This window comes from Synergistales bacterium (assembly GCA_021736445.1).
Taxonomy (GTDB): domain Bacteria; phylum Synergistota; class Synergistia; order Synergistales; family Aminiphilaceae; genus JAIPGA01.
The window spans coordinates 1-10516 of record JAIPGA010000086.1; the positions used below are offsets into that span (position 1 = coordinate 1).

General features: G+C 64.3%; 7 protein-coding genes. All 7 read left to right on the plus strand.

Going from position 1 to position 10516, the window contains the following annotated elements:
- Positions 1-1953: DNA-directed RNA polymerase subunit beta (locus K9L28_10375; protein MCF7936732.1), on the plus strand; the 1953-nt coding region annotated here is incomplete at its 5' end.
- A complete protein-coding gene (rpoC, locus tag K9L28_10380; GenBank protein ID MCF7936733.1) occupies positions 1954-6930 on the plus strand; it encodes a DNA-directed RNA polymerase subunit beta' in 4977 nt (1658 codons plus the stop codon).
- Positions 6931-7009: 79 nt separating this feature from the next.
- Entirely contained in the window at positions 7010-7276 is a 267-nt protein-coding gene (locus K9L28_10385; GenBank protein MCF7936734.1) for a ribosomal L7Ae/L30e/S12e/Gadd45 family protein, read from the plus strand.
- A 69-nt stretch (positions 7277-7345) separates the two neighbouring features.
- Complete coding sequence (gene rpsL / locus K9L28_10390; protein MCF7936735.1) at positions 7346-7720, plus strand: 30S ribosomal protein S12; 375 nt, start codon at positions 7346-7348, stop codon at positions 7718-7720.
- A gap of 35 nt (positions 7721-7755) precedes the next feature.
- Complete coding sequence (rpsG, locus tag K9L28_10395) at positions 7756-8226, plus strand: 30S ribosomal protein S7 (protein ID MCF7936736.1); 471 nt, start codon at positions 7756-7758, stop codon at positions 8224-8226.
- A 43-nt stretch (positions 8227-8269) separates the two neighbouring features.
- A complete protein-coding gene (fusA, locus tag K9L28_10400; GenBank protein ID MCF7936737.1) occupies positions 8270-10339 on the plus strand; it encodes an elongation factor G in 2070 nt (689 codons plus the stop codon).
- A gap of 52 nt (positions 10340-10391) precedes the next feature.
- A partial coding sequence (gene tuf / locus K9L28_10405) for an elongation factor Tu (protein ID MCF7936738.1) occupies positions 10392-10516 on the plus strand: 125 nt, incomplete at its 3' end.

Sequence of the window (10516 nt, forward strand, 5' to 3'; positions counted from 1 at the left end):
CCTCTCGACGACGAGGGACGGGTGTTGAGCGACGAACTGGTCACCGAAGGGGTGCACTGCCGTTACCGCGGCGACATCGTCACGGTGGAACCCAGGGAGATCGACTTCCTCGATGTCTCGCCGAAGCAGATCGTCTCGGTCTCCACGGCGCTGATCCCCTTTCTGGAACACGATGACGCCAACCGCGCCCTCATGGGTTCCAACATGCAGCGCCAGGCGGTGCCGCTGGTGCGGGCCGAGGCGCCCGTGGTGGGTACCGGAATCGAAGACCGCATCGCCAGGGACTCCGGTTCCTGCATCGTGGCGCGCCGCGGCGGCACCGTGACCGCCGTGGATGCCGATGGTATCGAGATCACCACCGAAGACGGCGAGCGGGACACCTACAGGCTTGTCAAGTTCCGCCGCTCCAACCAGGGAACCATCATCCACCAGAAGGTCAATGTCTGGCAGGGCCAGCAGGTGGAGGCCGGCGAGATCATCGCCGACGGCCAGTCCGTCGACCAGGGCGAGCTCGCTCTGGGGCGGAACATCATGGTGGCTTTCATCGCCTGGGAGGGCTACAACTTCGAGGATGCCATCCTGCTCAGCGAACGGCTGGTCAAGGAGGATCTCTACACCTCCATCCATATCGAGGAGTACGAGACGGAGGCCCGGGACACCAAGCTCGGCCCCGAGGAGATCACCCGGGATATCCCCAACGTCGGCGAGGACGCCCTGAAGAACCTCGACGAAGACGGCGTCATCCGGCTCGGCGCCGAGGCCAAGGCCGGCGATATCCTGGTGGGCAAGGTGACGCCCAAGGGCGAATCCGACCAGTCTCCGGAGGAAAAGCTCCTCCGGGCCATCTTCGGCGAGAAGGCCCGTGAGGTCCGGGACACCTCCCTCCGGGTCCCCCACGGCGAGGGCGGCAAGATCGTGGAGATCAAACGGCTCAGGCGGAGCGAGAACGGCGACGAGATGAGCCCCGGCGTCAACGAAACCGTCAAGGTCTACGTGGCGCAGCTCCGCAAGATCACCGTAGGCGACAAGATGGCCGGGCGGCACGGCAACAAGGGCGTGGTCTCCCGGATCCTTCCCGAGGAGGACATGCCCTATCTCCCCGACGGGACGCCGGTGGACATCGCCCTCAGCCCGCTGGGCGTGCCCAGCCGGATGAACCTCGGCCAGGTGCTGGAGACCGTCATGGGCTTTGCCGGGTACATGGGTCTGGAGAGCGAGGGCGGGCGTTTCAACATCGCCACCCCTGTTTTCGAAGGGGCCAAGGAGGAAGAGATCTTCGGCCTCCTCCGGCAGCTCGGCGAGGAGCGTTTCCCCGACCTCACCGAGGACGGCCGGATCACCCTTTTCGACGGCCGGACCGGCGAACCGATGAACCACAAGGTCACCGTGGGCTGCATGTACATGCTCAAGCTGATCCACCTGGTGGACGACAAGATCCACGCCCGCTCCATCGGCCCCTACAGCCTCATCACCCAGCAGCCCCTGGGCGGGAAGGCCCAGTTCGGAGGGCAGCGCTTTGGCGAGATGGAGGTCTGGGCGCTGGAGGGGTACGGCGCCACCCATGTCCTGCAGGAGATGCTCACCGTCAAATCCGACGATATCCGGGGACGGCTCCACACCTACGAACGGATCGTCAAGGGGCAGAACCTCTCCGCCCCCGGCGTGCCGGAGAGCTTCCGTGTCCTTGTCAAGGAGCTCCAGGGCCTGGGACTCGACGTGGAGATCCAGTACGACGACGGCTCCTGCGGCGAGCTGGTTCTGGAAGAAGAGGAGTTCGACGAGGCACGCATCGGCAAGTTCTCCTCCTTCCGCAGCGACGTGATGGTGGAGGACGAGCCCGAAGCCGCCGAGGAACAGGGCAAGAACAAAAAGGAGGAGCCCTCCGCGACGGAGGCCTTCATTTTCGGCGGCAAGAACAGTGGCGACAGCAACAGGGAGGGGAGTGGCGAATAAATGGCGCGTCGCGAAATCGTAGGCGTTCGCATCAAACTCTCGAGTCCCCAGCGGATCCGGGAGCTATCCAGCGGCGAGGTGAAAAAGCCGGAGACCATCAACTACCGGACCCTCAGACCGGAGAAGGACGGGCTCTTCTGCGAACGTATCTTTGGCCCGACACGCAGCTACGAGTGTGCCTGCGGCAAGTACAAACGGAGCGGTCCCAAGTTCAAGGGCGTGGTCTGCGATCGCTGCGGCGTGGAGGTCACCGACAACCGGGTGCGCCGGGAGCGCATGGGCCACATCGAGCTGGCCGCGCCGGTGGTCCACATCTGGTACCTCCGCGGCATCCCCAGCCGGCTCAGCCTGTTGATCGGCGCCGCCACCAAGGATCTCGAAAAGGTGGTCTACTTCGCTCCCAACCGGCGACGCGAGCCGGTCTACAAGGTGGTCATGGAGGGTCGGCGCAAGGATCAGGTGAAACAGGGCGACACCCTCTGTGCCAGCGAAGAGGCGATCCATCGCCACTTTGACCCCCAGTTCAAGGCCGAGGAGGCCTACCGGATCGTCCACGCCGACGACGTCCCCGTCAAGGAAGGGGACGTCATCGGCGCCAATATGGTCTCCCGGTACAAGTCCGAGTACGGTGACGACGCCTTCAACGTGGAGCCCGCCTTCAAGTGCCTCGGCGACGCGCCCGGCGGCGAGGCCGCCGAGGGAGATGTGCTGTCCGGCACCGAGAAGGAGCGGCTCCTGGCCGACTACGGCGAGGCCTTCGCCGTGGAGCGGGCCCATGTGGGCAACCAGGAGGGCTTCCTGGTCACCTCCGCCGCCCATCTCCCCTTCGCCAAGAACGACATCATCTCCGCAAGCGAGTACCAGCTCTTCCACGAGAAGTACCCCGGCCGATTCACGGCGCAGGTGGAGGTCACCACCATCGAGGACCCCTGCTACATCGTTGTCGAAGGCGGCGATGCCCCCTTTGAAAAGGGCGACATCATCCTGGAGATGGAGTACCGACTCTGCGCCCTCTACGAGAAACGCTTCCGGGCCGGCATCGGCGCCGAAGGCGTCGAGGAGCTTCTGCAGAACCTCGACCTCCCCGAGCTGGCCGCCCGGCTCCGTGAGGAGATCGGCGAGAGCACCGGCCAGAAGAAACGCAAGCTCGTCAAACGCCTCAACGTCGTGGAGGACTTCCGCAAGAGCGACAGCAAACCCAAATGGATGATCCTGGAAGCGCTGCCGGTGATCCCGCCGGATCTGCGCCCCATGGTGCAGCTCGACGGCGGACGCTTCGCCACCTCCGACCTCAACGACCTCTACAGGCGGGTGATCAACCGGAACAATCGGCTCCGGAAGCTCCAGGAGCTCCGGGCCCCGGAGATCATCGTCCGCAACGAGAAGCGCATGCTCCAGGAGTCCGTGGACGCCCTGGTGGACAACGGCCGGGTCGGCAAGGCCGTCCTGGGCGCCGGCAACCGGCCGCTCAAAAGCCTCTCCGATCTCCTCCGGGGCAAGAAGGGACGGTTCCGCCAGAACCTGCTGGGCAAGCGGGTGGACTATTCGGGGCGTTCCGTGATCGTCATCGGACCGGAGCTCCACGTCTACCAGTGCGGCCTGCCCAAACAGATGGCCCTGGAGCTGTTCAAACCCTTTGTCATGCAGAAGCTGGTGGAGCGGGGCATGGCCCCCAACGTCAAGAGCGCCCGCCGGCAGATCGAGCGCGGCCGGGAGGAGATCTGGGCGATCCTCGAGGAGATCATCAAGGACCACCCGGTGATGCTGAACCGCGCCCCCACGCTGCACAGACTGGGCATCCAGGCCTTCGAGCCGGTGCTGATGGAGGGGAAGGCCATCCGGCTGCACCCTCTGGTCTGTACCGCTTTCAACGCCGACTTCGACGGCGACCAGATGGCCGTACACGTCCCCCTCTCCCTGGAAGCGCAGGCCGAGGCCCGGATTCTCATGCTCTCGGCGCAGAACGTCCTGTCGCCGGCCAGCGGCAAGCCCATCGTCACGCCTACGCAGGACATGGTGCTGGGCATCTACTACCTCACCAGCATGTTCGAAGGACGCAAGGGCGAGGGGAGCCGGTACAAAAGCATCGATGACTGCATCACCGCCCTGGAGTACGATGCCGTCGACCTCCACGCCAGGGTGACCCTGCGCTACGACGGCGAGCTGCTGGAGACCACGCCGGGCCGGGCGCTTTTCAACAGCGTGCTGCCCGGGAAGATCCGCTACATCAACGCAACGCAGAACAAAAAGACCCTTGCCGAGCTCATCGACAGCTCCTACGACAAGGTCGGCCAGGCCGGCATCGTACAGATGCTCGACGCCATCAAGACCCTTGGATACAAGTGGGCCACCAGGAGCGGAATCAGCCTCGGTATAGGATACGTCATCATCCCGCCCAAGAAGCAGGAGATCGTGGAGCGCACCCTGAAGTCCGAGGAGGACTACGCCTCCCAGTACGAGATGGGCGTGCTCACCGAGGAGGAGTACCTGCGGCAGAAGGAGACCCTCTGGTCCGAGGCGTCCCGCACCATCGCCCAGCGGATCATCGAGAACATGGGCGAGGAGAACCATCTGCGGATCATGGTGGACTCCGGCGCCAGAGGCTCGCGCAGTCAGGTGGCCCAGATGGCCGGCATCCGGGGTCTCATGGCCGATCCCTCGGGACGGATCATCGACTACCCCATTGTGGCCAACTTCCGGGAAGGCCTCAACATGCTGGAGTACTTCATCTCCACCCACGGCGCCCGGAAGGGGCTCGCCGACACGGCGCTCCGGACGGCCAAGTCGGGGTACCTCACCAGACGGCTCGTCGATGTCGCCCAGGACCTCATTGTGCAGGAAGAGGACTGCGGCACCGAACGGGGCATCACCATCGAGCCGCTCTATCAGGACGGCAAGATCGTCGTGCCCATCAACGAACGGATCTCCGGCCGGATTGCCCTGAAGGACATCCACCACCCCGGGACAGGCGAGATCACCCTCAGGCGGAACGACGAGATCACCCCCGAGATGGCCCGCCGCATTGAGGAGATCGGCATCGACAAGGTGGAGGTCCGCAGCCCCATGACCTGTGCCCTCAAGGACGGGATCTGCCGCAACTGCTACGGCCGCGACCTGGCCAGCCGCAAGAAGATCGCCAAGGGCGAGGCTGTCGGCGTCGTCGCCGCCCAGTCGATCGGCGAGCCGGGCACGCAGCTGACCATGCGCACCTTCCACACCGGCGGCGTGCGTCTGACCGGCGAGGACATCACCCAGGGGCTGCCGCGGATCGAGCAGCTCTTCGAGGTCCGCAAGCCCAAGAAGGTGGCCCATATCTCCAAGGTGGACGGCTTCGTGCAGGAGATCCGGGAGATGGAAGGCAAGCGCAAGCTGATCCTCAACGCCACCGACGGAGCCAGCCGCGTGCAGTACAACATCCCCGCCTCCCAGACGCTGCTCGTCGAGGAGGGGGACGCCGTGGAGAAGGGCCAGCAGCTCACCGAAGGCAACAAGGATCCCCAGGAGATCCTCGAGGTAGAGGGTCTCGAGGCGGCCCAGGCCTATCTGGTCAACTCCATCCAGGAGGTATACCGCTCCCAGGGGGTCTCCATCAACAACAAGCACGTAGAGGTGATCCTCCGGAAGGTGGCCCCGGTGAACCGGGTCCGTATCGTGGAGGAGGGCGACAGCACCTTCGTCTCCAATCAGCTTGTCTGGACCGGCGATCTCGATAGAGAGCTGGAGGAGATCAGCGACGACAACCGCCGCTTCCTCGAGGAGGGGGTCCGCTCTCTGGAGGGCGCCACCCTGATGGAGCTGCAGGGCCAGGGCAATATGGAGGCGCTGTTGCAGTACAAGGAGCTGCCCCTCACCGCCGATGCCCTGAAGCGGATCTTCATGCCCGGTACGCAGGTGAAGGAACTCCTCGTCCATGACGAAAAGGGGATCCTGCGGGTCGTCAACGGCGAGGCGGCCTTCCGTCGCAACATGGAGGGCATGGAGCTGCTGGAGCCCTACGAGCACGAGGACGGCACCTTCATCGACAACACCGGCACGCTGACCCACAAGCAGCTCACCGGCATCACCGACCACGCCCCGCAGCCCATCGTGGTGCGGGACACGGAGATCCTGGAGAGCCTCAAGGACACCACCTATCTGGCCGACGATGTGACACGAGACGGCGAGGTGCTGGTGCGCGGCGACCGCAAGCTCGATGACCAGGCAGTCCGCGAGATCCGCGAGGCCTCGGTGGACAAGATCAAGGTGTGGAAGAGCGTGGAGCGCTACCAGATTATCGAGGATCTGCAGCGGTACCTGCTGGAAAACGTCTACGGCAGCGATCTCACCCAGGCCATCGACAGCGACGGAAACGCCGTGGAGGACATCCCCCGCAAGGTGGAAGCCACGGTGATCCGCGGCCTGATGGACGGGACCCTCACCGCCGTGGAGGTGGAAGGCGAGATCCTCTCCCGGGAGAAGCTCCTCCGCCAGGTGTTCAACGAGATCGCCTACGGCAAGGTGCTGCTCCAGCGGGTCATCAACCGGCGCGGCGAATGCATCGCCGAGCCCGGCCAGGATGTGAACCACAACATCCTGGAGATGCTGGTCAAGGCGGCGCCGGAAACCCTGGTCCTCCGCCCCATCTACGCACCGCAGGAGACCAAATTGCTCATCCAGCGGGTCTCCTTTGTCCGGCGGCTCCGGGAAGAGCCCCAGTGGAAGCCGCTGCTGCACGGCATCACCAAGGCGGCCCTGGCGACGGACAGCTTCCTCAGCGCCGCATCGTTCCAGCAGACGGCGCAGGTCCTGGCCGCGGCGGCGGTGCGCGGCGAGAGCGACCCGCTGAAGGGCCTCAAGGAGAACGTCATCATCGGCCATCTCGTCCCCGCCGGCACCGGTGTGGAGGAGTACCGGAAACTCGAGGTCTCCCCCGCGGAAACAAGCGTGGGCGTGCAGGAAACCGCCGAGCTGCAGGAAGAGCCGCAGGAAACCACATAACGGTGCCCGTCTTCTTGACACCCGGTGCGGAGCTTGCTACTATTATCCGGTGCGCCTCCCAGCACTGGAGGGAAGCTATGTGCCGTTACAGGAGCTAGCAGTACCGCACCGGGTTACGGGATTGAAAGAGGTGGGCCGAGCCCTGGAGCTCGCCGAAGTGGCCAAACTCTTTGTGGCGGAGGATGCCGATAGAACGCTGGTGACCCCCCTGGTGGACGAAGCAGAGCGCCAGGGGGTACCTGTTGAATCGGCGCCTTCACGGGTTCTCCTCGGCAGGGCCTGTTGTCTCGACGTGAAGGCGGCCGTGGCGGCCCTGCTGGAGGAACGCGGCGGCGCCGCGCAATAGAACGAGTGCGATCGCGGGAGAAGAACGCCCAGAGCGTTCCACAATCGATTTCGGGAAGGAGGGAAGCTTGTGCCGACAATCAACCAGATGATCCGCAAAGGCAGAAAAGAGAAACCGGCGCGATCCAGTGCGCCGGCGCTGCAGGTGAACCCGCAGCGCCGGGGTGTCTGCACCAGGGTCTACACCGTGACACCCAAGAAGCCGAATTCGGCGCTCCGCAAGGTGGCCCGAGTCCGGCTCACCAACGGTTTTGAGATCACCGCCTACATTCCGGGCGTGGGACACAACCTGCAGGAGCACTCGGTGGTGCTCGTCCGTGGCGGTCGTGTCAAGGACCTGCCGGGCGTGCGGTATCACATCGTCCGCGGGACGCTGGACTGCGGCGGCGTCGAAGGAAGAGCCAAGAGCCGCTCCAAGTACGGCGCCAGACGACCGAAGAAATAGGGCGGCCGGTCAGGCCGCTGAAGGGAGGAAGGCTCATGCCCAGAAAGGGGCACGTGAGGAAACGCAAGATAGGAGCCGACGCACGGTTCAACAGCCTCGTACTGAACAAGTTCATCAGCTGCCTCACCCTTGACGGGAAGCGCAGCAAGGCGGAGCGGATACTCTACGGCGCCTTGGATAAAGCCGCCGGGCGTCTCGAAACGGAACCCATGGACGTCTTCGAGAAAGCCATGGAGAACGTCCGACCCCTCGTGGAGGTCCGGCCGCGCCGCGTCGGCGGCGCCACCTACCAGGTCCCCATCGAGGTGGCACCGCACAGGGCCCAGGCCCTGGCGACCAGGTGGATCATCCGTTTTGCCAGAGGGAAACAGGGAATGCCCATGATCGAACGGCTTGCACGGGAGCTCATGGATGCCTACAAGGGAGAGGGAAGCGCTGTCAAGAAACGGGAAGAGACACACCGCATGGCCGAGGCGAACCGAGCGTTTGCTCACTTCCGCTGGTAGCGGCACCCGTGCAGAACGCCCCGAGAACTGGTGGTGAAGTGTTGTGAACGAAGAATATATACGTAAGATACGAAACATCGGCATCGCCGCTCACATCGACGCCGGCAAGACCACAACGACAGAACGCATCCTCTTCTACACCGGTCGGAAGCATAAGATGGGCGAGGTGCACGACGGTGCCGCCACGATGGACTGGATGGATCAGGAACGCGAGCGGGGGATCACCATCACCTCCGCAGCAACAACGTCGTTCTGGCGCGACTGTATGGTCAATATTATTGATACGCCCGGGCACGTGGACTTTACCGTCGAGGTGGAACGTTCACTCCGAGTGCTCGACGGCGTGGTCGCCGTCTTCTGTGCCGTCGGCGGCGTGGAGCCCCAGTCCGAGACGGTCTGGCGGCAGGCCGACAAGTACAGCGTGCCGCGGGTTGCCTTCATCAACAAGATGGACCGCATCGGCGCCGATTTCTACAACGTGGTCGCCGAGATGCGCGAACGCCTCGGAGCCCATCCCGTCTGTATCCAGATGCCTGTCGGGGCGGAGGACGACTACCAGGGTGTGGTGGACCTCATCGCCATGAAGGCCACGGTCTACGAGCGGGAAGGCCTCGGCGCCGAACCGAAATACGTGGAGATCCCCGATCACCTTCGTGCGGACGCCGAAGCCCGGCGCGAGGCGATGATCGAGGCCCTGGCGGACTTCGACGAAACCATCATGGAGGCCTTCCTCGAAGGCGTGGAGATCGGCGAAGATCAGATCCGCACGGCGATCCGGGAGAACGCCGTCAACCTCAATATCGTTCCCGTGCTCTGCGGTTCGGCCTTCAAGAACAAGGGCGTGCAGCCGCTGCTCGACGCAGTGGTGGACTATCTCCCCAGCCCGCTGGATCTCCCGCCGATCAAGGGACTGCTTCCCGACACCGAAGAGGAGATCCTGCGCCATCCCGACGCCGCCGAGCCGACCGCTGCGCTGGCTTTCAAGATCATGGTGGATCCCTACGTAGGCAAGCTCGCCTTCTGCCGGATCTACTCGGGAACCATCCAGAGCGGTTCCTATGTCCTCAACACCACCACCGGCAAGAAGGAACGTGTGGGGCGTATACTGAGAATGCACGCCAACAAGCGGGAGGAACTGGACAGCGCCCACGCCGGCCTGATCGTCGCCCTCCCCGGCCTGAAGCAGACCAAGACCGGCGACACCCTCTGTGACGAGGGATCCCCGATCACCCTGGAGACGCTGACCTTCCCGGCGCCTGTCATCTCGCTCTACGTGGAGCCCCAGAGCCGTGCCGACCAGGTGAAGCTCACCAAGGGCCTCACCGGACTGGCCGACGAGGACCCCACCTTCCAGGTGAACGTCGACGAGGACACCGGTCAGACCATCATCTCCGGCATGGGCGAGCTCCACCTCGAGGTGATCGTCGACCGCCTGAAACGCGAGTACGGCGTCGACGTACGGGTGGGCAAGCCTCAGGTCTCCTACCGCGAAACCGTCCTCTCGGCGGCGAAAGCCGAAGGCCGCTTCGTCAAGCAGACCGGCGGCCGCGGACAGTACGGCCACGTCTGGCTGGAGATGGAGCCCCTCCCCGGGCACATCGGTTTCGAATTCGAAGACCGGATCGTCGGCGGCGTGGTGCCCAGGGACTACATCCCCGCCGTGGAGAAGGGCGTGCGGGAATGCCTGACCAACGGCATCCTCGGCGGATACCCGGTCACCGGCCTCAAGGTAAAGCTTGTCGACGGAAGCTACCACGACGTGGACAGCTCGGAGATGGCCTTCAAGGCCGCCGCATCGCTGGCCTTCAAGGAGAACATGAAGCAGGCCGACCCCGTGCTGATGGAGCCCATCATGCTCGTTGAGGTCGTCAGCCCCGAGGAGTACGTGGGCGACGTCATGGGGGATCTCTCCGCCCGACGCGGTCACGTGGACGCCATGGAGGTCCGGGCCAACGCCCGCATCATCCGGGCCAAGGTGCCGCTGGCGGAGATGTTCGGCTACGCCACCGATCTGCGGAGCAAGACCTCCGGTCGGGCCACCTATACCATGCGTTTCAATAAATACGACGTTGTCCCCCAGGAAGCCGCGAAGAGGCTGCTGGGCCGGGAGTAGCCGGCACGGCAGAGCGGATTGCAGGACTGTGAACAGAAGGAGGTAACAGGTAATGGCCAAGGAGAAGTTTGAGCGTTCGAAGCCGCATTTGAACATCGGAACCATCGGCCACATCGACCACGGGAAGACGACGCTGACGGCGGCGATCACCAAGACGCTCCACCGTAACGGGTACTG

Bases quoted from the DNA above. Each gene is read 5' to 3' on its own strand.
- rpoC (MCF7936733.1), top strand. From the start codon at position 1,954: ATGGCGCGTCGCGAAATCGTAGGCGTTCGCATCAAACTCTCGAGTCCC.
- rpsG (MCF7936736.1), top strand. From the start codon at position 7,756: ATGCCCAGAAAGGGGCACGTGAGGAAACGCAAGATAGGAGCCGACGCA.